The 22,439-nt window shown below is 61.5% G+C and carries 23 protein-coding genes; 8 read left to right on the top strand and 15 right to left on the bottom strand.

Translation table 11 applies throughout. The features are described 5' to 3' along the window. Window positions 1-271: 271 nt before the first annotated feature. Window positions 272-1,009 (bottom strand): TetR/AcrR family transcriptional regulator, encoded by a 738-nt coding sequence (locus tag G7009_RS21785; protein ID WP_181132170.1) that lies wholly within the window; start codon window positions 1,007-1,009, stop codon window positions 272-274. A 185-nt stretch (window positions 1,010-1,194) separates the two neighbouring features. On the opposite strand from G7009_RS21785, the gene G7009_RS21780 reads away from it, so the two are divergent. After that, a complete protein-coding gene (locus tag G7009_RS21780) occupies window positions 1,195-2,826 on the top strand; it encodes an ATP-dependent acyl-CoA ligase (protein WP_181132169.1) in 1,632 nt (543 codons plus the stop codon). A 243-nt stretch (window positions 2,827-3,069) separates the two neighbouring features. Here G7009_RS21780 and G7009_RS21775 read toward each other — a convergent pair whose 3' ends face one another. Further along, entirely contained in the window at window positions 3,070-3,870 is an 801-nt protein-coding gene (locus G7009_RS21775) for an SDR family NAD(P)-dependent oxidoreductase (RefSeq protein WP_181132168.1), read from the bottom strand. 100 nt (window positions 3,871-3,970) lie between these two features. On the opposite strand from G7009_RS21775, the gene G7009_RS21770 reads away from it, so the two are divergent. Then, window positions 3,971-4,714 carry a DUF2889 domain-containing protein gene (locus tag G7009_RS21770; RefSeq protein WP_181132167.1) on the top strand — a complete coding sequence of 248 codons (744 nt, stop codon included), beginning with the start codon at window positions 3,971-3,973 and terminating at the stop codon, window positions 4,712-4,714. A 28-nt stretch (window positions 4,715-4,742) separates the two neighbouring features. Here the strand turns inward: G7009_RS21770 and G7009_RS21765 are convergent, their stop codons facing one another. The 4 genes from G7009_RS21765 to G7009_RS21750 all read right to left on the bottom strand — a co-directional run bounded on the left by G7009_RS21765 (window position 4,743) and on the right by G7009_RS21750 (window position 8,645). Continuing rightward, on the bottom strand, window positions 4,743-5,318 hold the full coding sequence (locus G7009_RS21765; protein ID WP_181132166.1) for an aromatic-ring-hydroxylating dioxygenase subunit beta: 576 nt from the start codon (window positions 5,316-5,318) through the stop codon (window positions 4,743-4,745). Between the two features lie 113 nt (window positions 5,319-5,431). Next, window positions 5,432-6,832: an aromatic ring-hydroxylating dioxygenase subunit alpha gene (locus tag G7009_RS21760; protein WP_181132165.1), complete on the bottom strand. Its 1,401-nt coding sequence runs from the start codon at window positions 6,830-6,832 to the stop codon at window positions 5,432-5,434. Between the two features lie 113 nt (window positions 6,833-6,945). Then, on the bottom strand, window positions 6,946-7,947 hold the full coding sequence (locus G7009_RS21755) for a fumarylacetoacetate hydrolase family protein (RefSeq protein ID WP_181132164.1): 1,002 nt from the start codon (window positions 7,945-7,947) through the stop codon (window positions 6,946-6,948). Next, window positions 7,944-8,645 carry an SDR family NAD(P)-dependent oxidoreductase gene (locus G7009_RS21750; RefSeq protein ID WP_181132163.1) on the bottom strand — a complete coding sequence of 234 codons (702 nt, stop codon included), beginning with the start codon at window positions 8,643-8,645 and terminating at the stop codon, window positions 7,944-7,946. Before G7009_RS21750 ends, G7009_RS21755 begins: the two co-directional genes overlap by 4 nt. 133 nt (window positions 8,646-8,778) lie before the next feature. Here G7009_RS21750 and G7009_RS21745 point away from each other — a divergent pair, with 133 nt between their 5' ends. Together G7009_RS21745 and G7009_RS21740 are read left to right on the top strand one after the other, a co-directional pair. Beyond that, window positions 8,779-9,177, top strand: a complete 399-nt coding sequence (locus G7009_RS21745) for a Zn-ribbon domain-containing OB-fold protein (protein WP_181132162.1) — start codon at window positions 8,779-8,781, stop codon at window positions 9,175-9,177. Next, the gene (locus G7009_RS21740) at window positions 9,177-10,367 is read left to right on the top strand and encodes a thiolase family protein (protein WP_181132161.1); all 1,191 of its coding nucleotides are present in this window, start codon (window positions 9,177-9,179) and stop codon (window positions 10,365-10,367) included. Before G7009_RS21745 ends, G7009_RS21740 begins: the two co-directional genes overlap by 1 nt. A 14-nt stretch (window positions 10,368-10,381) precedes the next feature. Here the strand turns inward: G7009_RS21740 and G7009_RS21735 are convergent, their stop codons facing one another. The 6 genes from G7009_RS21735 to G7009_RS21710 all read right to left on the bottom strand — a co-directional run bounded on the left by G7009_RS21735 (window position 10,382) and on the right by G7009_RS21710 (window position 15,825). Next, the gene (locus G7009_RS21735) at window positions 10,382-11,167 is read right to left on the bottom strand and encodes an IclR family transcriptional regulator (protein WP_181132160.1); all 786 of its coding nucleotides are present in this window, start codon (window positions 11,165-11,167) and stop codon (window positions 10,382-10,384) included. Between the two features lie 94 nt (window positions 11,168-11,261). Then, window positions 11,262-12,842 carry an MFS transporter gene (locus G7009_RS21730; protein WP_181132159.1) on the bottom strand — a complete coding sequence of 527 codons (1,581 nt, stop codon included), beginning with the start codon at window positions 12,840-12,842 and terminating at the stop codon, window positions 11,262-11,264. Window positions 12,843-12,875: 33 nt separating this feature from the next. Then, window positions 12,876-13,760, bottom strand: a complete 885-nt coding sequence (locus G7009_RS21725) for a fumarylacetoacetate hydrolase family protein (protein WP_181132158.1) — start codon at window positions 13,758-13,760, stop codon at window positions 12,876-12,878. A 1-nt stretch (window position 13,761) separates the two neighbouring features. Next, window positions 13,762-14,712, bottom strand: a complete 951-nt coding sequence (locus G7009_RS21720) for a VOC family protein (protein WP_181132157.1) — start codon at window positions 14,710-14,712, stop codon at window positions 13,762-13,764. Between the two features lie 66 nt (window positions 14,713-14,778). Beyond that, on the bottom strand, window positions 14,779-15,537 hold the full coding sequence (locus G7009_RS21715; protein WP_181132156.1) for an SDR family NAD(P)-dependent oxidoreductase: 759 nt from the start codon (window positions 15,535-15,537) through the stop codon (window positions 14,779-14,781). A gap of 51 nt (window positions 15,538-15,588) precedes the next feature. Then, the gene (locus G7009_RS21710) at window positions 15,589-15,825 is read right to left on the bottom strand and encodes a ferredoxin (RefSeq protein WP_181132155.1); all 237 of its coding nucleotides are present in this window, start codon (window positions 15,823-15,825) and stop codon (window positions 15,589-15,591) included. 304 nt (window positions 15,826-16,129) lie between these two features. Here G7009_RS21710 and G7009_RS21705 point away from each other — a divergent pair, with 304 nt between their 5' ends. The 4 genes from G7009_RS21705 to G7009_RS21690 all read left to right on the top strand — a co-directional run bounded on the left by G7009_RS21705 (window position 16,130) and on the right by G7009_RS21690 (window position 19,890). Next, window positions 16,130-17,389 (top strand): MFS transporter, encoded by a 1,260-nt coding sequence (locus tag G7009_RS21705; protein ID WP_181132154.1) that lies wholly within the window; start codon window positions 16,130-16,132, stop codon window positions 17,387-17,389. 22 nt (window positions 17,390-17,411) lie between these two features. Beyond that, window positions 17,412-17,732, top strand: coding sequence for a 2Fe-2S iron-sulfur cluster-binding protein (locus G7009_RS21700; protein WP_181132153.1), 321 nt, complete (start codon window positions 17,412-17,414; stop codon window positions 17,730-17,732). A gap of 20 nt (window positions 17,733-17,752) precedes the next feature. Then, window positions 17,753-18,988 carry an NAD(P)/FAD-dependent oxidoreductase gene (locus tag G7009_RS21695; RefSeq protein ID WP_181132152.1) on the top strand — a complete coding sequence of 412 codons (1,236 nt, stop codon included), beginning with the start codon at window positions 17,753-17,755 and terminating at the stop codon, window positions 18,986-18,988. A gap of 68 nt (window positions 18,989-19,056) precedes the next feature. Continuing rightward, on the top strand, window positions 19,057-19,890 hold the full coding sequence (locus G7009_RS21690) for an oxidoreductase (RefSeq protein ID WP_181132151.1): 834 nt from the start codon (window positions 19,057-19,059) through the stop codon (window positions 19,888-19,890). 66 nt (window positions 19,891-19,956) lie between these two features. Here G7009_RS21690 and G7009_RS21685 read toward each other — a convergent pair whose 3' ends face one another. The 3 genes from G7009_RS21685 to G7009_RS21675 are packed head-to-tail and all read right to left on the bottom strand — an operon-like array spanning window position 19,957 to window position 22,429. Then, a complete protein-coding gene (locus G7009_RS21685) occupies window positions 19,957-20,307 on the bottom strand; it encodes a nuclear transport factor 2 family protein (protein WP_181132150.1) in 351 nt (116 codons plus the stop codon). A 13-nt stretch (window positions 20,308-20,320) separates the two neighbouring features. Beyond that, window positions 20,321-21,610, bottom strand: coding sequence for an MFS transporter (locus G7009_RS21680; protein WP_181132149.1), 1,290 nt, complete (start codon window positions 21,608-21,610; stop codon window positions 20,321-20,323). Window positions 21,611-21,640: 30 nt separating this feature from the next. Continuing rightward, a complete protein-coding gene (locus G7009_RS21675; protein ID WP_181132148.1) occupies window positions 21,641-22,429 on the bottom strand; it encodes an SDR family NAD(P)-dependent oxidoreductase in 789 nt (262 codons plus the stop codon). Window positions 22,430-22,439: the final 10 nt, after the last annotated feature.

The following is a 22,439-nucleotide window of genomic DNA, read 5'->3' as shown; positions in this document are numbered from 1 at the left end:
GCGTGGTCACGATCAACCGACGCGGGAAGGGGAACAGGAAGGCTCGCTACTAAGACCAGAGCTTAAAATTAATTTGAGCAGAAATCAAAATTCTGTTCATATTATTTTCAGGCCACGCTGAAACCCTTGAGACAGAGCCCTCTACCTGTCTCGGTGGCAGTGCTTGCCAATGGGCAGCAAGAGGGCGAGCGAGGAAGAGGATTTTCGACAGGCCACAAAAAAGCCCCCGATTGGCGGGGGCTTTGGGTGTACAGAACTGCGAGAGAACGTGTCAGCGGCGGGTGCGCGAGGTGGACCCCATGATCAACGCACCCAACAGCTTTTTCACGCGCACCGGGAAGAGTCGGCGCCCTGCGGCTTCCGGCACCAGGATTTCGCTCAACACATAGCGAATGATCATCTCGCAGATCAGTTCCCGGTCCAGGCGCACGCCCAGACGGTCGTCCCAGTCATCGAAGACGATGCCCAAACCATCCTGAAAGCGCACGATCGAGTCGTGGAAAATCCGCCGGAAAAAGCCCAGCGCATAGTCTGGCGCCACCACCAGCAGGCGCCGCGCGCGGCTTTGCTCAAGGTAGTTGTCGAGGTAGGAGAACAATGCGTTCAAGCGGGCTTCCGGATCCTCGATGTGGCCCAGCGCTTGCGAGAGCGAGGTGTGGAAGCTTTCGCGCTTGTGCCGCGAGAACGTGTCCAGCAGGTCTTCCTGGGAAGAGAAGTAGCGATAGAAGGTACCGCGCGAGACACCCGCGACCTGGCACACGTCGAGAATGGAAATGCGGTCAGCCCCCGACATCAGCACCACTTCCTCCGTCGCCTTGAGGATGTTGGCGATGGTTTCTTCCGAGCGGCGGTTCGGCTTGACCTTGTTACCTGCCGCCGTCGGACCGTTGCGCCGCTCAACGGTCTTGACTGCCTTGGCTCCGCTCGCAGGGGCGTCAGGTGTAGCTTTTTTCCTGGATTTGGCAGCGGCCTTAGGCGCTTCTGCCAGCTGGGTAGCGTTTTTCGGCATGGAATTGCAGGCTCGTCGAAAGTAAGGAATAAAACCACGGTATCACAGAATCTGTGCATAAATAACCGTATATGTTCAACTCAATGCTAAAGACAATTTAAGATTTTACATTTAGAATCCAATTCTCCCTTCAAAATAAAAACCAGGCAGACCAGCACTCGCGGGCGCATAAACGGAGAAAATTCATGGGTAGCAGTGGAAATCCAGAGACTTGGGCAGTAGGAGAACGAGACACGGTCATCGATGCGCTAGACCGTGCGGTGGCAAGTAATCCAGACAGAATACTGCTGGATTTCAGCGGGGAGTTATACACATACTCGCAGGTTGACTCACTTTCGACCAAAATGGCCAATGCTCTGGCTACGCTCGGCGTCAGGCCGGGTGAAACGGTGCTGACGATGCTCGATAACAACATCGATGCGGTCATCACCTGGCTGGCCATCAACAAGTTGCGTGCGGTGAGCGTGCCGATCAATACCGCACTCAAGGGCGAATTTCTGCGGCATCAGATCGCCGACACCGGCACCTCGCTGGTGATCTGCGAAGCAGCCTACCTGCAGCGCATCACACCGCTGGCAGAACAGCTGCAAGACGTGCACCACATTCTGCACCGCGGCACGCTCGACACCATGCCCGACTGCCCGATTCGCATCACGACACTGGACAGCTTCCGCGGGCAGGACGCCACTCCGCTCGCCAGCAAGCCGCAGCCTTCCGACCTCGCCTGCCTGATCTACACCTCGGGCACTACAGGCCCATCCAAAGGCTGCATGATCAGCTACAACTTCATGTGCAACCTGGCCCGCCTGCAACTGCGCGCCGGCCCTGCCAGCGCCGACGACGTCACCATCACGCCGCTGCCGCTGTTCCACATGAATGCCCTGTGCGTGTCGATCATCGCCAGCATCCTCGTGGGTGCCCGCGCCGCCATCCTGCCGCGTTTTTCGGTGTCCGGCTTCTGGCAGGAGGTAGAGCGCTCGGGCGCCACCATCGCCTCGATTCTCGGCGGGATGGGAGGGTTGCTCGCCCAGGCGCCGGACAACGAGGCCATGTTGCGCTGCGTGGGGCAGATCCACACCGCTCGCGGCAACCCCTATACCGAAGAGACCAAAAGGATCTGGCGCGAACGCTTCGGCACGCCCCTGGTGGGCGGCAACGGCTATGGCCTGACGGAAGCCTGCGTGATCACCTCGCTGGCAGCCGGCGAATACGCGGCGCCCGGCTCCTCGGGCAAACGCATTGCCGACTTCGATGTACGCATCGTCGACGACCTGGACCAGGAAGTGCCACCCGACACCGCCGGTGAAATCGTGGTACGCCCGCTGCGCCCGGACATCATGTTCCAGGGCTACTGGCGCCGACCGGAGGACACCCAGAAGCTGATGCGCAACATGTGGTTCCACACCGGCGACATCGGCAAGTTCGATAATGACGGCTTCTTCTACTTTGTCGACCGCAAAAAGGACTACCTGCGCCGCCGCGGCGAGAACATCTCCAGCTTCGAGATGGAGGCCGCCTTCGGCGTACACCCTGCCCTGGCCGAAGTGGCGGTACACGCCGTACCGTCCGACAAGGGCGAAGATGACGTGAAGGTCACCGCGGTACTGCATGAAGGCGCCATGCTGCAACCCGAAGACCTGTTCCATTGGGCCGTGGATGCGGTGCCCTACTACGCCCTGCCCCGCTATATCGAGTTTCGCGGCAGCTTGCCGAAGAACCCACAAGGGCGTGTATTGAAATACTTGCTGCGCGACGAAGGCAAAACCCCCACCACCTGGGACCTGGAAACCACTTCGATCAGCGTTGCCAAGAAGTAGCCGCTTCACCCAGCAAGCAAAAAGCGCGGTACTGGCCGTAATGCTTGTCAGTTAAGGGCAATGGGCTGCTTCGTTCCCCTTCGCGGGCAAGCCCGCTCCCACAAGAAGTGCGCAGTTCCTGAATTCAGCGCTCAATTTGTGGGAGCGGGCTTGCCCGCGAAGGGGGTGAAGCAGCCCCAATTGCAGATTGTGGGGCTTAACTGACTGGCATTAGGCACTGGCCGCGCTTTTCATTTGCCGCCTTCAGTACTCGCGCACAGGGATGCCTTTGGGGCGAGAGTTGTAGCCGGGCAGGTGCAGGCCGCCGTCGACGTGAATGGTTTCGCCGGTAATGAAGCGCGACATCTCGCTGGCCAGGAAAACCACCACCGGGCCGATATCGGCTTCAGGCTCGCCGCAACGCCCCAGCGGGCGCATGGAAGCGGACATTTCAGCGAACCCCGGGTTTTCTGCCGCCAGCTTGTGGAAGGTGGCACCCATCGCGGTGGGCGCGATGGCGTTGGTGCGAATGTTGAAGCGTCCCCACTCGGAGGCAGCACTGCGGGTCAGTCCCACGATCGCCGACTTTGCTGTGTTGTAGTCGCCATGCAGCCAGGCACCGATCTCGATATCGATAGAGTAGAAGTTGATGATCTTGCCGCCGCCACGCACCTTCATGTGCGGGAGCGCGGCCTTCATCGCCCACCAGGCCGCCCAGACGGTCGAGCCCAGGGTCTGCTCCAGCATGGCGTCGGTCTTTTCTTCCAGAAGCACGTTGGGCGTGGGCGCGAACGCGTTGTTGACCAGTATGTCCAGACCACCGAATTCGTCGACGGCCAGTTGCACTGCGGCTTCGATATCGGCTTTGCTGCAGACGTCTGTGCGGATGAACACCGCCTTGGCGCCAAGCGCCTTGAGCTCCGCCACCACAGCTTCCCCGCTGGCCTCATCCAGTTCGGCAACCACCACCGCAGCACCCTCCCTGGCAAAGTTCAGCGCGATACCTCGACCGATCCCGCCACCTGCGCCGGTAATCAGCGCGACCTGTTCGTTCAGCAGGGCCATAACCGCTCCTTTTCTTGTTTTTAGTGAACATTATATTGTTTAGTGTTCAAATATAGCTGATTTCAGCGACCTCTCACACCCCTTGCACAAGGACTCCAGGATGACTGTATTTCGACGCCGCATAGATATCATTGCCAACGCAGATCACGTTCGTGCGGCCCTGGAGGATGACTTTCACCACTTTCGCGTGTGGGCCAGCCACCGTGCAGGCAAGGTCACGGCCATCGGTGGCGAAGCGCTGCGCTACCCCTATTCTCTGTGCCCGCAGGCATGCGATCAACTGCAAGCGCTGGTGGGCATGCCACTGGCACGGATTGCGCACTCGGTCACCCGGCAAACCGACGCCAGCCATCAATGCACCCACCTGCTCGACCTTGCCGGCCTGGCCATTGCGACCGCTGCCCGCGGCACCTGCCAGCGACACTACGAGATCCAGGTAGGGGCGCGAATCGACGGCCGTACCCGTGCGATCGTGACACGTGACGACGGGCAGGCCCTGAGCTGGGAAGTGAAGGGCACGATGATCGAAGGCCCGCCGCCCTATGCCGGCGTCAACCTTCGCGAAGGCATGGCACGCTGGGCGCTCAACACCCTCAATGAAGAGACCGCCGAAGCGGCGCTGCTTCTACGTCGCTGCACCCTTATCTCGATGGGCCGCGCCTACAACCTCGACGAGCAGGTCCACGCCGTCAGCAGCGGTCGCTGCTACAGCCAGCAACCGGAACGCGCCGAACAGGCAGCGCGCATGAAGGGCTCGACCCTGGATTTCAGCGACGAGCCGCAGGCCTTGTGCGCCCAGGACCAGGCATGGCTGCATGCCTGGCCCGGCAGCCATACGGCGTGACACGCCGCATGGCCCCACACACGCAACCCTAGAGGAAGATAGCCAGGTTGGGGGTACCCAGCACCGCCTGGTCGAGAATGACTTCACGCCTTGCCAGCTTGAACCCGGTTTCGCCAAGGCGCAGCACATCGCGACGCTCGCCGCTGATGATGTCGACGTGGTGGTCCTTGAAACGGCTTCGTGTCAGCAACAGGTAACTGGTCACCACGAACTCGTCGGATTTCTCCGTCTCTTCCACGAATACGTTGGTCACCAGTCGGCGCGTACGCGAAGGCGGGTCTTCTGCCCAGGCGCTCTTGCCGGACAAGCGCAGGATGCGCCCCATCATCGAGCGGTAGTCGTCGTGGTAGTGCTGCACACTGCGCACAATGGTGGTTTTCAATTCCGAGGCCAGGCGCGTCTGGCGCAGCGGCACGGTGTACACCAGGTCGGTGTCCAGGCGCTCGGCCCAATCCCGAAGGCGAATCTGGTCGAGCAAGGTGGCTTCCTCGTACAGGAAGGTCACCACATCGTTGTAGATCGGCGACCCCACCGGCACTCGCCGCGTACCGACCGGGGAGCCTGGCTGGATATCCTCCACGCCGCGTTGCTGAACCTGCGTCATGAGCAATTCCTCATTGTTATTCTTGTACTTGAATGGTGGCTGTTTGAATGGTGACTACGGGTGAGTAGCAGCGTAGGGAGGGGCGCCAACGATGGCGGCCCTCCACCCCATCCTTATGCCTCGTCCGAGGCGGTCATCAGTTCGTGCCAGTACAGCCACCAGTGCCACTGGGTATCGTCCTTGGTAAAGCCTTCGTTGACGATGCCAGGGCCTGGCCAACCTTCAGGCGCGCCCGTCTCGTAGCAGGCCTGGTACTTGAGCGTGCTCTTGCGCCCCATCGCGCCCTTGGCGGCCAGTGTCATGTGCGGCCAGGTGTCAGAGTCATCCTGTTCGACCATGCCGGAGGTGCCGAACAGCTGGATGGTCTGCTTGAGCATCTTGTCGCGCAGCTCTGGCGGCGCGTCCTTCTCGGCGAACACCCAGTTGACGAACTCCAACTTGTCGGGGCCTTGCGGTACATAGGCATGCAGGGTCATGGAACCCACGACGCTGCCGTCAGGCTGGGGAATGTAGACAAAACCGAAGAGTATGTTAGGGAACATGCCACCCACTTGCGGAGGCATGCTGGTGAGCACCTGGAGCTGATCGTCGCTCAGGTTGCGCGCCAGCTGCTCGACCATCCCGGCGGTCATGCCGGCAGGCGGCAGTGCCTCAAGCTTCTGCTGCACGCTCAGTTCGGCCGGGTCCAGTCCGGTAAGGCGCTTGATCTTGCGGGCCAGGTCAATACAACGCAGCGCGTGGCCATGCGGAGAGCTGATCTCCACACCGATCATTTCCGGGCTCAGGTCGGCGGTTTCGCCCTCTCCCTTCTTCGCATAGTTGCCCACCTCCCCCAGCCAGCGGTGCAGGGTCAGGGTATGGAAGCCGTCGGCGGCCGATTGCTCGCCGGCGGTTTTCCAGTTGGCGTTGACGATGAAGCGCTGCGGCGGGCCAAGCACTTCCATGCCCTTGTCGGAGCGACAGAACAGCATGTCGTAGTACCACTTCGCGTCGCCCAGGAACTCCTCGAAGGACGGCCCTTCAATGTTCCAGGTCGCGAAGACCAGACCGCCATACAGGGTGACCCGCGCTTTTTTCAAGCCCAGTTGCTCTTTGGGCATCATCTTGCCGTGCATGCACTCGCGCTCGACCGGCGAGCCGATGAAGTCCCCATTGGGACGGAAGGCCCAACCGTGGTAGATGCATTTATGAATCTGCGCATTGCCGCAATCGGCGGTGGTGATACGCATGCCACGATGCGGGCAGACGTTCAGGGTGACGAACACCTCGCCCTGCTTGCCACGGGCCACAATCACCGAGTCAGACCCCAGGTCGCGGACCATGAAGTCCCCGGCGTTGGGGATTTCCGTTTCGTGGCCCAGCAGTACCCAGATCTTGCCGAAGATCTTTTCCATCTCCAGCTCGTAGATTTCACGATCAGACAACACGCGCATCTGCACTTCGCGCGTAGTGGGATAGATGAGGTCCGAGACCTTGGTTCCATCAGACAATACGGGGCTTGTTCTTGTTAGCATGATTGCCTCCTGCTCAGGGTGTCACGGCGGGTCCGCAACGAAATATAAGACACTTTATTAATTTTTGTATACTTAATTCACACTACAAAAAGTAGGTCCATACAAGCTGAACGTCATGTCTCAGATGACGCCTTCTGGCCCACCTGGGTGCGCAGCACGCCAATACCGTCGATTTCCAACTCGACCACATCGCCAGGCTTGAGATAGCGCAGCTGCTCGAGGCCACAACCGTTGCCCACCGTGCCGGACCCCAGAAATTCGCCGGGGTACAGGGTCTCTGATCGGGATACATGGGCGATCACGTCTTCGAAGCGCCAGCGCATGTCCCGGGTATTTCCGCGCCCCCACTCCTCACCATTGACCCGGGCAACCATGTTCAGGTCGTAGGGGTCGCCCAGTTCATCCGCAGTCACCAGGCACGGCCCCATGATGTTGGCGGTATCGAAGTCCTTGCTCTTGGCCGGGCCAAGCATGCCAGGCATTTCCAGGGCCTGGGCATCGCGGGCACTCATGTCGTTGAAGATAGTGAAGCCAACGATGTGCGTGCGCGCCGCTTCACGACTGATGTCCTTGCCCCGTTTGCCGATATAGCAACCGAACTCCAGCTCGAAATCCATCGCACGGCTGAAGCTCGGCCATTGGAACTCATCGTCGATGCCGATCACCGCAAAGCGGTTGCCTTTGTAGTAGATGGGCTGCTTGTTGAAGGTCTCGATCACCCGGTCGTCGGCACGGGTATTCATCGCCTTGAGGGTGGCCTCGGGGTCTTCGGTACGCAACGCGCGCGCGCGGCGGGCGGCAGCAAAACTCTGGCGCAGGTGCAACTCGAAGCAGGAGCAATCGCGCATTTGCGGCGGGGGCTGGATCGGTGCTCGCAGCTTGACCCCATCGCGCTCCAGCACCGCGGCCGATGGCGCCCTGACAACGAGGGAACGTGCCAGCTCCAGCGCCGCCTCACCTCCTTCGACCAGGGCGAGAATACTGCCCAAGGCGGCGCTCTCGCGCCCTTCCAGCAAGCGATAGGCCGTGCTCAGGTCGAGCACCTGCTGGTCCTGGTTGAGCAGAGCACCGGCACGGTCTACGCCACTGGCATCGGTATAGGTGACCAGCCTCATACGCGTCCGCTCACTGGCAATAGCGCACCGGTTACCGCGGCCGCCTCGTCAGACAACAGGAACGCGACCACTCCCGACAGTGCTTGCGGGGTCACCCAGCGGCTGCTGTCGGCCTCCGGCATGTCGGCGCGGTTGGCAGGGGTATCGATGATGCTGGGCAACACGGCGTTCACCGTCACGCCGCGATCTTTCAACTCTTCGGCCAAGGCTTCGGTCAGGCGGGCCACCCCTGCCTTGGAGGCGGCATAAGGGCCCATGCCTGCTGCGGCCTTGATGGACGCCAGTGCCCCGATATTGACGATTCGCCCGGCGCCGGACTCCAGCAGAAATGCCAAGGCCGACTGGGCACTGACGACAGCAGTGCGCACATTCATCTGATATAGGCGGTCCCAGGTGTTCAGGCTGCCGCCCTCGAGCGTTTCCCAGGAAAACCCGCCGGCGACATTGACCAGGCCGTCAATACCGCCCCACTGCGCGGCCACCTGCTGGAACGCAGCGCTCGCCGACTCGGCCGAGGTCAGGTCGACATCGCCCAGGCACAACAGGTTCTGCGTATCCAGCAGGTCGGCTGGCGCATCGCTGCGGTCCAGCAGCGCCACTCGCGCGCCACGCGCCAGCAGGTACTTGCCCAGTGTGCTGCCAAAGGCACCGAAGCCGCCCGTGATGACTACCCTTTTGTCCAGCAATGATTGGGACATAGCCAAATCCTCTTGTTGTTGTATCGCGAACGGTCGATCCGTGTTTTCGCCTGCAGCAATATATGACACTTTTCTAAAATATGTGCAAATGGTACTGTGTAACTCCATGTCAAACATACACCTCGGACTGCTGATGCCTAGAAAACTCCCTGCACTGAACGCCGATAACCGCGCCTTCTGGCAAGGCGGTGAAACGGGTCGGTTGTTGATTCATCGCTGCGCGGCCTGCAGTCGCTACTTTCATCCGCCCGCCCCGCTCTGCCCACACTGCGCCAGCTTCGAGGTAGCACCCCAGGCGGTGTCCGGCCAGGGCAAGGTGCTCAGTTTCACCGTCAACTATCAGGGCTGGGCGCCAGACCTGGAGGTGCCCTATGTGGTGGCGATTATCGAACTGGCAGAGCAGGCCGGCTTGCAGTTTGTCAGCAACGTGGTGGGCATACCGGTAGCATATGTACATATCGACATGCCGGTACGCGTCACCTTTCTCAATGTCGAGGATGTGTGGTTGCCCCTGTTCGAGAGGGATCAATGATGTTCGATCATCGTTACGAAAAAGACGTGGCCATCACCGGTATCGGTCAATCGGAAGTCGGCCGGCCATCAGACAAGTCGGCCATGCGCCTGACCCTCGACGCTTGCCTGCAAGCCATTGCCGATGCCGGGCTGCAACGTAGCGATATCGACGGGGTAGCCTGCTGGCCGGGTGACAACAACAACGGCGATCCTTTTTCCCCCGTGGGGCCAAGCGCACTGAAAAGTGCCCTGGGTCTTAACGTCAACTGGTTCGGGGCTGGCTACGAAGGGCCTGGGCCCCTTGCCGGCGTGATCAACGGCGCCATGGCGATCGCCGCCGGCCTGTGCAAGCACGTGCTGGTGTTTCGCACCATTACCGAAGCCTCGGCACGCGCGGTCAACCGGCAGGCCGGCGCACTGACCGGCAAGACCCAGGGCCGGGACAGCAGTTATGCCTGGCAATGGTTCACGCCGTTCAATGTGCATTCGGGTATCAACCTGATGGCCCTGTACGCCCAGCGCCATTTTCACGAGTACGGCACGCGCGCCGAACAACTGGCGCAGATTGCGCTCACCTGTCGACGAAACGCCATTCGCAACCCCAAGGCGGTGTACCGCACCCCCATGTCGATGGATGACTACATGGCCTCGCGGATGATTTCGTCGCCGCTGCGCTTATTCGACTGCGATGTGCATTGCGATGCCTCTACCGCCATCATCCTGTCGCGCCGCGACATTGCCCAGGACCTGCCGAACAAGCCGATCCGCATCGAAGCGATGGGCGCCGCATTGAACCAGCCCTGGTCGTGGGATCAGATTTCTTTGACGCGGATGGCGGCCTTCGATGTCGGCCAGATGATGTGGGCACGAACCGACTACACCCCGCAGGACGTCGGCTCGGCACAGCTGTACGACGGTTTCTCGATTCTGACCTTGATCTGGCTGGAAGCCCTGGGCCTGTGCCCCGTTGGCCAAAGCGGTGCCTTCGTCGAAGGCGGGGCCCGCATCGCGCTGGACGGCAGCCTGCCGATCAACACCAACGGCGGGCAGTTGTCCGGTGGGCGCACCCATGGGCTGGGCTACGTGCACGAGGCGTGCCTGCAGCTTTGGGGCCGCGCCGAGGGCCGGCAAACCCGCGATCATCGCGTGAGCACGGTAGCCGCGGGGGGCGGCCCGCTGGGAGGCAGCCTGTTGCTGGTACGCGAGTAGAGTAGCTGCGGGGCTCAGTAGAGCACGCAGGCCACTTCAGTGCAGAACTCGATCAGGGCCTTGCCTATTTCGGCAAGGCCCTCCTCGTCGCGCTGGCCACGGAACATCACCGCCGAAACCGTGAACTCGATGCTGTTGGAAGGCGAGTAGATCGGTGCCGCCACGGCCAGGATACCGCCCGAGAAATGCCCATCGTCCATCGCCCAGCCCCGCTCGGCGGCCAACCTCACTTCCTCGCGGTAATCGTCCAGCGATAGCGGTCCTGCCCAGCGAATTTTCTCGAAGCTGCTCTCTACCAACGGGTCATTCATATCGATCTGGGTGGCAAACAGTCGTCCGCTGGCCCCCATCAGGATCGGCAGCCGTTGGCCTTCGGCCATGTCGATGCGTACATCGGTGGGGCTCGCGGCCGCACTGACGATGACAATCCGGTCCGGGCTCATTTTGCGCCACAACGTGATGGTGACCCGCAGCCGGGATGCGAGGTTCTGCAACAGCGGCTTGGCCATTTGCACGCGGTGCCCCTGGGTCACCAGCTGCTCCACCAGGCGGGCCAGGCCGGAGCCCACGGAGTAGCGTTTGGACAGAGGGTTGAAATCAACGACATCCTCCTGCACCAGCGTACGCAGAATGTTGAAGCAGGTACTGGGATTGATGGAGAGCTGCCGGGCAATGTCCACAGAGCGCTCGGGTGTGCCACCCTGGCTGAGGTGACGCAGGATGCGTATGGCGTTGGAAACCGGCTTGACGAGGGTTGCATTGGCCGATTTGGCGTTGTCGCTGACGTCTGAAATTTCCATACTGCATCCCGGTAACTAATTATTACCGTCATTCTAGCCTGAGAATTAATCTCGACGTAAAGTTTTACATGGGAATTTTCTGCAGGTTGTAGCGTTATCCTCCCACCGGCGGCTGATAGATCAGCCGTCGGGTTTGCAGGTCTTCACGGCGAAATTGCTGCAAAAGGCTTTCCTGGGCATGGTCGGCCTGGGTTACGCGCACCTGCTGGCGCAAGTAATCAAGCCACGACTCGACGATGAAACGCTCGCTGTAGAGCTGCGGCTCGGCCATATCTCGATACAATCGCCAGTTCTGCGCTCCGTTGCGGCGCCTGGCCTTGCCTACCGCGTACACCGCCAACAGAAAGTCATCGCGTTGGGTCACGGGCACCTGATAGACCACCTCCACCGAGACGGGCCCGTCCGCATGGGCGACCGGCGTCTGTAGCTGCAGGTTGTCGGTCAGCGGCACCTGTGCAAAGTCGGCTTCGTGGCCCAGTTCTACGCGGCCGTTGCGCGTCAGCAACACCCCGGCGAGCAGGCACAGCGTCGATAGCAGCAGGCTCGCCTCCAGCCCTGCATACTCGGCCAGCGCGCCCCATGCAGCGCCGCCGAAGGCCATCGCGCCCATCAGGGTCAATACGTACATCGACGCTACGCGGGCTCGCACCCAGTTGGCGGCATAGGTTTGCACCACCGAGGAGACCGTGGCGTTGACCGCCATCCAGCCGAACCCCGCACTCAGCATCATGGCGCAGACCACGTAGCGATTGGGCGAAAGCGCGGCGGCCAGCGTGGCGGCGGCAAAGGCAACGGTACCGCAGACAATCAGGCGACGAAGGCCGAGCAGACGATACAGGCGGGGTGAGTTCAACGCCGCCAGTACCGCCCCAGCCCCCAGGAACGCCATCAGCAGACCGTAGCCACCTGCGCCCATGCCCAATTCCTGCCTGGCGACCAAGGGCATCAACGCCCACAGGGCACTGGCGCTACCGGTGAAGATCAGCACCTGCTTCAGGGCACTGGACAACACGGCCGAATGGCGGATGTAGCGCAGGCCGCTGCGCATGCCGCCCATGATGGTTTCCGGCGGCAGCCCCTGGGCAGGCGGCGACGGCGCGAGACGACACAGGAAGATCATTACCGCAACCATGCATAGCGCAATCACCACGAACACCGAGGTCGTGTTCCAGTAGGCTATCAACATCCCGGCCAGGGCGGGCCCCAGCGCACGGGTGGCGTTGACGGCAATGCCGTTCAGGGAGACCGCCGCCGGTACCTGATCGCGTGACAGCACGGCGATCATGGTCACCATCCACGCCGACATCCCCAGCGCGCTGCCGGTGCCCAACACAAAGGTGAAGGCCAGCAGCCCCCAGGCTTCGAGGCGTGCGCAGTAAGCCAGCACGCTCAGCATGATGGCCGCGAACAACATCAGGCACTGGGTGACGATCAGCCAGCGGCGCCGGTCCACCAGATCGGCGATCACCCCGCCTGGCAATGCAAACAGAAAGACCGGCAGCGTCACTGCGGTTTGCACCAGCGACACCATCGTGGGTGACGCCGTGAGCGTGGTCATGATCCACGCCGCGCCGACCGTCTGCATCCAGATCGCCAGATTGACCACGGCACCGGCCAGCCATAAGCCTCTGAAGGCCCTGTTGCGAAATGGCGCCCATGCCGAACCATCGCTCATCATCTCTCCTCGGAGCATCTTGCAGAACAGGGTTTATTGATCCAGCGGCAGCCCTAGTCGCCCAACGCCTCGGGATGGGCTAAGTGTGCTGGCCGCCGTAACGGTGTTGCGCAGTTGGCCAATGCCGCCGATGTGCGCCACTACGTGGTCGCCCGGCTGCAAGAACCGTCCACTTTCCAGGCCTACCCCGTGCGTGGAGCCGGTAAAGACCAGATCGCCCGGGCGCAGCTTGATCCGTGCATCCAGGTAATTGAGCAGTTCATCCAGGGGAAAGATCATATGCCGGGTGTTGTCGTGCTGGCGCACTTCGTCATTGACGCTCAGGCGCATCTCCAGCGCGGGCTGCTGATCGCCACAGAACTCGTCGGCCGTCACGATCCAGGGCCCTGCCGGCGTGGTGCGATCCATGGCTTTCTGGGTCAGCAGGTCCAGCCGCCCGATCTGCCGGCCCGCATCGCGCGCGCTGATGTCGTTGCCCACGGTGAAACCCAACAGGCAGGTACTGGCGCGGGGTTCATCCAGCAGTGGCCGGCCCACGACCGCCACCAACTCCACCTCGTAGTCAAGTTGCCGGGTCAGCGGCGAATAGCTGATCGGATCATTGGCCCCTATCAGTGCCGAGTCGGGTTTGAGGTAGGCTAGCGGGTGTGCCGGGGCCTTGCTGCCCAGGCGCTCGAGATGGCTGAGGTAGTTGAGCCCCACGCCGAACACGCGGCTGCCTGGCTCCAAGGGCGGTAGCAACCGTGCCCCTGCCAGCAGCAAGCGTTCATCCGCCAGGTCCAGAGCGTCCGGATGCAGGTTCGCGCCCAGGCCGGCCCAACTGACAAAGGGCGCCCTCACCCGCCGACAGTGGTTGCCGCTGGCGTCCACCTGTGCCCAGAACGCCTGCCCGGCCAGCTCGATCCGCGCCAGGCGCATCTCACTGCCTGGCCAGGTATAGGGGCAGGTACTCGGCGTCGAGCACCTCTTCCGGGGTCTTGACGCTAGGACCCAGGATCGGGCCGACCATCTCGTGGCCCCACAGGCTGAGCTTTTCCGGGTTCAACTCGTAGGGGTCACCTTGCCATGGCTCGATTTCAGCAATGGTTTCGAAGGCAAAACCCGAGGGGTTGTAGTGATAGAAGGACAGGTGCGGGTCCTGTGCATGCTGGCCGAGGGTCATCATCATCGGCAGTTCGCGCTGGCGCACGATATCGTAGGTTTCCCCGACATCCCGCACGTTGCGAACGAACAGCCCTACGTGCTGGACACCCATCCGCCCCGGGCCATGGCCATAGGCAATGTCATGGCTGGTATGGTGGTTGAGCTTGGAGCGGAAGAAGCCGGTGCGGCCCTTGCCCGCCCCTGCGCCGTACCAGCTGAACCCCATGACATTGAGCAGGAAGTCTTCCAGTTCCGGAGTGTAGTCCGGGGTAATCAGCACCACGTGGCCTGCACCGCGCTCGTCGGCCAGAAAGCCGCTGTGGGGCCGCCCTGGCTGAAATGAACGCGGGAGCCATTTCTGTCCATAAAACAGCTCATGCTGGTAGCCGACCGGGTCGCGGAAGCGGACCAGTTCGCGCACGCCGCGGGTTTCACAGAGCTGCGCATCGCCGCGAATGTATTCTATGTTGGCGGCCTCAAGCTTCCTGATACCGTCCTCGAACGCCATGCGCCCGATGGCTTCCCAACCGATATAGGCTATACGGTCAACCTTGCCGGGATGGAACGCGAAGCGGTGTCGGCGATCATCGATTCTGAAATACAACGACTCCGGATCGCCGGGCGGATTCTTGCCGATGCCAAAGCCCATCACTTGCGGGCCGTACTCACGCCAGGCGTCAAGATCAGGGGTTTCGAAGCCCATGTAGCCGATACCAATGATGTCCACGTTGTTCACCTTGTTCTTGTTCGAGATGAAACGATGCCAACCGCCGCGTGCTCTGTCGCCTTAGGGCTAGACCGCCAGCAGCCCGCCGTCTATGACAAAGTCAGAGCCGGTAATGAATGATGCCTCATCGGAGGCTACGAATACCGCCAGAGCCACCACCTCCTCAGGTTCGCCCGGGCGGTCCATCAACACACCATCGAGCAGCATGGCGCGGGCCTCGGGGTTTTCCAGAAACGGCCGGGTGCCAGGCGTGGCAACGAACCCAGGGCTCAGGCTGACGGCGCGAATGCCAAAGGCCGCCCCTTCCACGGCCAATTGCCGGGTAAAGGACACCACCGCGCCTTTGGCCGCCGCGTGCGCACTGATGCCGGCGACTTTCGAGCCACCCCACGCCGCCGTGGAAGACACGTTGATAATCACCCCGCGCTGCTCGGCCAGGTAGGGCCATGCATACTTGGTGGTATAAAACAACAAATCTATCTCGTTGCGCAGGGTGTACTGCCAATCTTCGATCGACAGCTCGCTCACCAGCCCGAATCGTGCCGCTGACGCGTTGTTGTAGAGAATATCGATTCGCCCGTGTTCGGCGACGGCGGCCTCGATCCAGGTCCTGGCCTGTTCGTGATCGCCCAGATCCACGGGAGCTGCGCCATACAGGGTAAAGCCCTCGGCTTTCATCAAGGCATGCGTTTGCTCGTGCCCCTCGGCATTGAAGTCGCAGCCGACCACAATCGCACCCTCGCGGGCAAAGCGCAGCGCCGCTGCCCGGCCCTGCCCTCCGCCGGTGCCGGTAATCAGGGCAACCTTGTCGCGTAAACGTCCCATCAGCACATCCTCAACTCGTTGGTTATCACGCCCAGGCGGGCGCGCATGCAATCAGACGGGTCCGCCTTCAGCGCTGATGGGCTCCAGCCACACCGCTTCGGCCGGGCAGGCGGCAGCGCCCTCGCGGGCTTCCTCTTCAAGCTCCGCAGGTACGCGGGCATCATCGAAGTACACCAAGCCATCGGCATCGAGCTTGTACACACTGGGGCAAATCGCGGCGCATAGGCCATAACCACAGCAACGGCTACGGTCTGCAACTGCTTTGAACTGCGCTTTTTCTGAACTCATCTTTTTCTCCTTATCAGGTCCAGGCACGACAAATTATGAACACTTATTTATTTTATGTGCAATTTATTTTTGGCGGAGATATGCTGACCTCAGCCGCTGGAGCAAATCACGGTTTCGCTGCATCAACCCTCGGAGGGGTGCAATGTTGAACATGGCATAAGCGAGCGTGATTCAACCGCGTGCACAGCGCAGGAAATTCGTTTGTCAGTGAGTCATACGGCATTGCTGGACAAATCGAAAGTTAAGATTTTCATACAAAAAACCGAAGTGCTTGGCTCAACAAAACCTATAAGGAAGCCAACCCATGAACCCTTCGAAAAACGAAGCGGCCATTGATCTGCATGAGTTCCGGCAAAGCTGGAAGATCCTTCTGTTGTCCGTCGCAGGCGTCGCCATCAGCATCAATGCCGCCCTTTTGTATGGCTTTGGCACGTTGGTCGTGCCGCTGGGTGATGCCTTTGGTTGGGGCAAAAGTGAATTGCAGGCATGCATCACCTTCCTGTTTGGTGGCGCCGTAGTGTCGCTGCAGCTGGTGGGCTGGTTCAACCTGCGCTTTGGCATGAAGCGCGTCACCGTAGTGTCCTTGCTGTTGTTGTCGATCGGTTACCTGGCCACCACGCAGGTCACTTCGTCGATCTGGTCGATGTACCTGGCCTTTGCGCTATTGCCCATTGTCGGCATGGGTGCGCTGGCAGTGACCTGGACACAGCTGATAAGCCTCTGGTACGACCGCAATCGCGGCTTGGCGCTGGCCATCGGCCTGTCGGGTACCGGCATCACCGCCGCGACCATCCCCCGGCTGATGGCCTGGAGCATAGAACAGTGGGACTGGCGTGCGGCCTTCGTGATCCTTGCACTGCTCAACCTGCTGGTGCTGCTGCCGCTAATCCTGCTGTGGTTCAAGCTGCCCAAAGCGGCTGACAGTACCCACCACACCGCCAGTGCGCAGTTGTCGGGCATGGGGTTTCGCGAAGGCATGGGATCGTTGAAGTTCTGGACCTGCAACCTGGCGCTCGGCCTGGTGATCTCGTCGATCGTCGGCATGGTCACGAGTACGGTGCCGATGCTGCAGGCCAAGGGGCTTTCAGCCGCGGATGCGGCCACCATTTTCAGCGGCTTTGGTATTTCACTGATCCTGGGGCGGATGGTCATCGGCTATCTGCTGGACCGACTGTGGCCGCCGATTGTTTCCGCGTGCAGCTTGATGCTCCCCGCCATTGGCTGCCTGGTGTACCTCAGCGGCACTACCGACTTCATGCCCTTGATGCTGGCGGCAGTGCTGGTCGGGTTTGGCGCCGGGGCAGAGTTCGATATCGCCGCGTTCCTGATTGCGCGCTACTTCGGCCTGCGTGAATACGGCCGTCTGTTCGGTGTTCACCAGGGCCTCAATACCGTGGCATCGGCACTGGCGCCTCTGCTCTTTGCCTTGCTGCTCGCACGCACCGGCTCGTACACCGCCATGCTGGTATACAGCGCCGCCTGCTGCGTGGTTGGCCCTCTGTTGCTATTGACCCTTGGACAAGTGCCACGCTTTGAAGCGCAGCCCTTGCCCAGCCACTCCTGAGCCCAAAAAAACGGAGCAGAACATGCCCATACTGACCTTTATCGAGCACAACGGCACCCACCATCAGGTCAAAGGCGAAATCGGCCAATCGGTCATGCAGGCCGCCACATTCGCTAGCGTGCCTGGCCTGCCCGCCGACTGCGGCGGCGCCTGCAGCTGCGCCACGTGCCACACCTACGTCGACGAGGCTTGGCTGGACAAGGTACAGGCAGCGCAAGGCATGGAGAGCGACATGCTCGAATACGCCTTCGAGCGCCGTGACAATAGCCGCCTGAGCTGCCAACTGATCATCAGCGAAGACATGGAAGGCATGGTGCTGCACCTGCCTTCTTCGCAATTCTGAATGCGTTGCAAGGAGTATTCATGAGCCTCGCCTCAGTCGTTATCGTCGGTGCCGGTCAAGCCGGGTTTCAGGTTGCCGCCTCCCTGCGTCAGGAAGGTTACGAAGGCCGCATCACCCTGATCGGCAATGAACCTGGCTTGCCCTACCAGCGTCCGCCGTTGTCCAAGGCCTATCTACTTGGCAAGATCCAGGAAAGCAACCTGCTGTTTCGCCCCGCCGAGTTTTACGCAACCCAGCGCATCGAGCTGCTGCACGACCCGGCCACCGCCATCGACCGGCTCAACCGCCGCCTGGTGCTGGCCTCCGGCACTGCCGTGAGCTACGACCACCTGGTATTAGCGACCGGGGCGCACAACCGCCCGCTGCCGGTGCCTGGTGCGGAGCTTGCGCAAGTGTTCGGCATCAAGACCAAGGCCGATGCGGATGCCCTGGCGCCGCTTGCCAAACAGGCGCGCAATGTCGTGGTGGTAGGCGCAGGCTTCATCGGCCTTGAGTTTGCGGCGGTGGCCGCAGCCCTGGGGGCCCAGGTGCATGTGCTGGAGCTGGGTGAGCGCCCCATGGCGCGCGCGGTCTCGCGAGAAATGTCCGAGCTGTTTCGCCAGGCGCACGAGCATTGGGGCGTGCACTTCGACTTCCGCCAGGGCTTGAGCCGCATTCTCGACGACAACGGCAAGGTATGCGGCGTGCAAACCGCCGATGGCCGTACCCTGGCGGCTGACCTGGTGGTGTTTGGCATCGGGGTCATCCCCAATGCGCAACTGGCCACCGAGGCGGGCCTGGACATCGAGAACGGCATCAAGGTGGATGCCCACCTGCTTACCTCTGATCCGCAGATTTCCGCGCTGGGCGATGTGGCCAGTTTCCCGTGCGTGCAAAACGATGAGCATTCTACCCGCCTCGAGTCGGTGCAGAACGCCATCGACCAAGCGCGTACCGTGGCCGCGCGTCTGATGGGCAAACCCTCGCAATACGGCGCCCTGCCCTGGTTCTGGACCGATCAGGGGGATCTGAAACTGCAGATCGCCGGGCTGTCCAACGGTTACGACAGCACGGTGGTACTGGGCTGCGCCCAGGACAGGCAACTCTCGGTACTGTGCTTTCGCAATGATCGCCTGGTGGCTGTCGAGTCGTGCAACCGCATGGGCGACCACATGGCCGCGCGCAAGATTCTTGCACGCCCACCCAAGCTGACGGCTGCCCAAGCGGCTGCCGAGGGTTTCGACCTCAAAGCCTGGGAAGCGGCCAACCGCGACTGACGTCGCCCTGAACGGCAATCCGCCGCGTTCTGCGAACGCGGCTTTGCACAATCTGCTGGAGCGATGCAATGAACAAAGTCTGGTTTGTGACCGGCGCGGGCCGCGGGTTGGGCGCCGCCATTGCCCGTGCGGCGCTGGCGGATGGTGACCGGGTAGTGGTCAGTGGCCGTCGCCTGGAAAGCCTGCAAGGCGTGTTTGCCGAATACGCTGACCGCGTGTTGGCGGTGGCACTGGATGTGAGCAATGAAGCTCAGGCGCTGACCGCCGTCAAGGCGGCCATGGCCCAATTCGGTCGAATCGACGTGCTGGTCAACAACGCCGGGTACGGCCAACTGGCGCCTTTCGAGGAGAACCTGGCGAGCGATGCCGAAAAGCAGTTTGCCACCAATGTGTTTGGTGTGTTCAACGTGTGTCGCGCCGTGCTGCCCGTAATGCGCGCGCAACGCAGCGGCCACGTATTCAATGTGTCGTCCATGGGCGGTGTGCTGGGCATGGGAGGAGCGGCGTTGTATTGCGCCTCCAAGTTCGCGGTGGAGGGTTTCTCCGAGTCCCTGGCCCAGGAAGTGGCCCAGTTCGGCATCAAGGTCACGCTGGTGGAACCCGGGGTGTTTCGCACTGACTTCCTCGATGCCAGCTCTGCAGCATTTGGTGCACGCGGACTGGAGGACTACGCCGCGTTCACGGCCAAGGTCAAGGGCGCGTCAGCCGCCGGCAACCATCAGCAGACCGGCAACCCATCGAAACTGGGCGCAGCCCTGGTGCACCTGGCCAACACCGAGCAGCCACCACTGCGCTACCTGGCCGGCTCCGACGCCTACCAGCAGGTCGGCGAAAAGCTCAACAGGATGCTCGCGCAGATAGAACACTGGCGCGAGCTCTCCTGCTCTACCGATGGTGCGTGAACGCACACGGCAGATGCCGGGTGCTACCGGCGCATCCCCCCGCGCCAGTACGCCCGGTCGTTGCGGCTACAGGTTGATGAAGTAACGCACGAACAACCTCCCCTCTTCGAACCGGTACAGCTCGATCGTCTCTATGCCGCCCTCCTGCTCGCGAAAGGCGTTGAGGTGGTGGCAGGCCGCCTCAACGCCATTGATGATGCACTGGCGCACCTGAACGCGGATTTTCGGCTGCTGTTGCGCCCACATGCCTTCCAGCACCTGCCAGGCGTCGTGCTGCGGCTTGCCGACATACTCGATGTTCAAGCCATTTGGCGACACGCTGCGGTAGTGGGCAAGAAACCCCTCCTTGTCGCCCCGATTCCAGCAGTCGATCTGGCCATGCAGAAAGTGTTCGATCGCGTGTTTGTCCATCGTCATGTGAGGTTCGTCCTTAGGCGGGTTGTTGCTTCAGCTGGCGCTGCAGCGCTTGAAATGCCGGTTCCATTCTCAGCCACAGCAGAATGGTCGGGCCGATGATGGCGCAGCAGAAGCAGCTCACCAGCACCGCGGAATAACTGCCGTACACGTCAAACAGATGGCCGAACAGCATCGGCACCAGCCCGGACACGATGGTGATCAGGCACAGATGCAGGCCAAAGATCCGCGCGTAATCCTTCAGGCCGAAGTAACGCGCCATCAGAAACGCCGCCAGGTCGAATTCGGCGCCGGCACTGGCGCCAATGCACAGGGTGGCCAGCACCAGCAGCGGAACCTGCTGCGCGCCGCCGAAAAAGAAGATCGCGCACCCCAGCGCAGGCAGCGCAAGGCTCACGGCAGCCACCAGCGAAGGGGAATAGCGATCCAGCAGGTAGCCCACCAGCAAGCGTCCGCCAATGATCGAAATGCCGAACGTACTGAAGATCTGGCTGGCCTGCTGGGCGCTCAGGCCCTTGCTTTGCAGCATCGGCACCATGTTGGTGACCATGCCCACGGTCAACGACACCGAAAGAATCAAGGCGACATTGAAACCCCAGTACTTGCCCGAGCGCAGCGCCTGCCTGAAGCTCATGCCGGACAACTGCGGTGTCGTTTGCGGCGTCGACGAATCCGTCCTCGCAGGGTCGACCGGCATGCGCAACCACATCACCGACAGTGGCAGCGTGAACAGCAGCGGCATCGCCGCCAAGGCAATGAACCCGGCTTGCCAACCATAGGCGGCGATCAGGCGGGACAACAACGGCGGCAGGATCATCGCCATCAGCCCGGTCCCGCACAGGATCACTGCCAGGGCCAGCCCCCGGTTGCGCTCGAACCACAGGTTGACCAGCTGCGTCCAGGTGATCGCAATGGTACCGGCACACACGATCGGCATACTGAAGAACGCCAGGTACAGCCAGGCAATCGAGCCTTGGATCTGGGTGATGGCGAAGTAGCCGACGATCTGCAGCATGATCGAGACAATGGCGACCCGGCGCAGACCGTAGCGGCGATACAGCCAGCCGACCACCTGGGTAGAGATCGCCACCCCGGCAAACAGAAAGGAAATCGACGCCTGCAAGTCACCGCGACTCCAGCCAAAGGCCTGTTCCAACGGAATCACAAGAGTGCCAAACGCGTAAAGCAAGGCGGCGGTGATGCTGGTGCAGATACCGAACAGCCCCAGCAGGACCACGCGCCAACCGCGCTTGAATTCTGAAAAATCATTGCCAGCGTGCTGGCGGTTGCGAGTATCTGTAGTCATGACATAACTCCCGGAACAAGCGTGGCGTGGTTACTGGCCCTTGAGAATTTCTTCGACCTTGGGCAGCGCGACCATGGTGGCGCCACCGTCCACCAGCAGTGAGGTGCCGGTGATATAGGACGCCTCGTTGGAGGTCAGGAAGAGCACCGCATTGGCAATGTCGGTGGACTCGCCCAGACGCCCGACCGGAAAGTGCGCCGCGAGCTTGTGTGGAAGCTCCTGCCCCAGGGTTTCCAGCATATGGTCAGTGCCGATAAGACCGGGCTCGACTACGTTGACCAGAATGTTCATGGCACCGAATTCCACCGCCAGCCCACGAGCGAATGCATTCATGAAGGCTTTGCTGGACCCATAGGCAATCAGCCGCGGGGTGTATTTGCGGTTGGCTTCACCGGAAGAGATGAAGATCAGCCGACCCTTGTCGACTGCCTTGGAGAGATAAGGCGCGCTGTCCTTGGCCAGCCAGAACAACGATTGGATATTGCTGCGCACGATGTGGTCGAACGCGTCATCCGGCATTTCGGCGATCAGCCCGTGACGGGTGTCGGCGGCGCAATGCACCACGATGTCCAGGCCGCCGAACTGCGCCACGCCGCCCTCGACCATTGACTTGATCGCCTCACGATCGGCGATGTCGCCGCCTACCAGGCACGCTTCGGTACCCAGCGCCCGAATCTGCTCGACGGTTTCTTCGCCGTACCGTGCAGTACGTGCCGAGACCACCACCCGTGCACCTTCGCGCGCATAGGCCAGGGCAATCGCACGGCCCATGCCGCGGCCCGCGCCGGTAACCAGCACCACTTTGTTGCGAAATTTCATCGCGGTTCCT

It is taken from the genome of Pseudomonas capeferrum (genome assembly GCF_013523055.1).
Lineage (GTDB): Bacteria > Pseudomonadota > Gammaproteobacteria > Pseudomonadales > Pseudomonadaceae > Aquipseudomonas > Aquipseudomonas capeferrum_A.
The sequence above is the reverse complement of the archived record's forward strand: the minus strand, read 5'-3'. Positions and strand labels throughout refer to the sequence as shown.

Excerpts from the sequence above, each read along its gene's own strand:
- G7009_RS21705 (WP_181132154.1), top strand. The coding sequence starts at position 16,130 with ATGAACCCTTCGAAAAACGAAGCGGCCATTGATCTGCATGAGTTCCGG.
- G7009_RS21685 (WP_181132150.1), bottom strand. The coding sequence starts at position 20,307 with ATGACGATGGACAAACACGCGATCGAACACTTTCTGCATGGCCAGATC.
- G7009_RS21725 (WP_181132158.1), bottom strand. The coding sequence starts at position 13,760 with ATGCGCCTGGCGCGGATCGAGCTGGCCGGGCAGGCGTTCTGGGCACAG.
- G7009_RS21700 (WP_181132153.1), top strand. The coding sequence starts at position 17,412 with ATGCCCATACTGACCTTTATCGAGCACAACGGCACCCACCATCAGGTC.
- G7009_RS21735 (WP_181132160.1), bottom strand. The coding sequence starts at position 11,167 with ATGGAAATTTCAGACGTCAGCGACAACGCCAAATCGGCCAATGCAACC.
- G7009_RS21715 (WP_181132156.1), bottom strand. The coding sequence starts at position 15,537 with ATGGGACGTTTACGCGACAAGGTTGCCCTGATTACCGGCACCGGCGGA.
- G7009_RS21750 (WP_181132163.1), bottom strand. The coding sequence starts at position 8,645 with ATGTCCCAATCATTGCTGGACAAAAGGGTAGTCATCACGGGCGGCTTC.
- G7009_RS21785 (WP_181132170.1), bottom strand. The coding sequence starts at position 1,009 with ATGCCGAAAAACGCTACCCAGCTGGCAGAAGCGCCTAAGGCCGCTGCC.
- G7009_RS21775 (WP_181132168.1), bottom strand. The coding sequence starts at position 3,870 with ATGGCCCTGCTGAACGAACAGGTCGCGCTGATTACCGGCGCAGGTGGC.
- G7009_RS21745 (WP_181132162.1), top strand. The coding sequence starts at position 8,779 with ATGCCTAGAAAACTCCCTGCACTGAACGCCGATAACCGCGCCTTCTGG.
- G7009_RS21760 (WP_181132165.1), bottom strand. The coding sequence starts at position 6,832 with ATGCTAACAAGAACAAGCCCCGTATTGTCTGATGGAACCAAGGTCTCG.
- G7009_RS21765 (WP_181132166.1), bottom strand. The coding sequence starts at position 5,318 with ATGACGCAGGTTCAGCAACGCGGCGTGGAGGATATCCAGCCAGGCTCC.
- G7009_RS21695 (WP_181132152.1), top strand. The coding sequence starts at position 17,753 with ATGAGCCTCGCCTCAGTCGTTATCGTCGGTGCCGGTCAAGCCGGGTTT.
- G7009_RS21770 (WP_181132167.1), top strand. The coding sequence starts at position 3,971 with ATGACTGTATTTCGACGCCGCATAGATATCATTGCCAACGCAGATCAC.
- G7009_RS21675 (WP_181132148.1), bottom strand. The coding sequence starts at position 22,429 with ATGAAATTTCGCAACAAAGTGGTGCTGGTTACCGGCGCGGGCCGCGGC.
- G7009_RS21740 (WP_181132161.1), top strand. The coding sequence starts at position 9,177 with ATGTTCGATCATCGTTACGAAAAAGACGTGGCCATCACCGGTATCGGT.
- G7009_RS21680 (WP_181132149.1), bottom strand. The coding sequence starts at position 21,610 with ATGACTACAGATACTCGCAACCGCCAGCACGCTGGCAATGATTTTTCA.
- G7009_RS21690 (WP_181132151.1), top strand. The coding sequence starts at position 19,057 with ATGAACAAAGTCTGGTTTGTGACCGGCGCGGGCCGCGGGTTGGGCGCC.
- G7009_RS21710 (WP_181132155.1), bottom strand. The coding sequence starts at position 15,825 with ATGAGTTCAGAAAAAGCGCAGTTCAAAGCAGTTGCAGACCGTAGCCGT.
- G7009_RS21755 (WP_181132164.1), bottom strand. The coding sequence starts at position 7,947 with ATGAGGCTGGTCACCTATACCGATGCCAGTGGCGTAGACCGTGCCGGT.
- G7009_RS21730 (WP_181132159.1), bottom strand. The coding sequence starts at position 12,842 with ATGAGCGATGGTTCGGCATGGGCGCCATTTCGCAACAGGGCCTTCAGA.
- G7009_RS21780 (WP_181132169.1), top strand. The coding sequence starts at position 1,195 with ATGGGTAGCAGTGGAAATCCAGAGACTTGGGCAGTAGGAGAACGAGAC.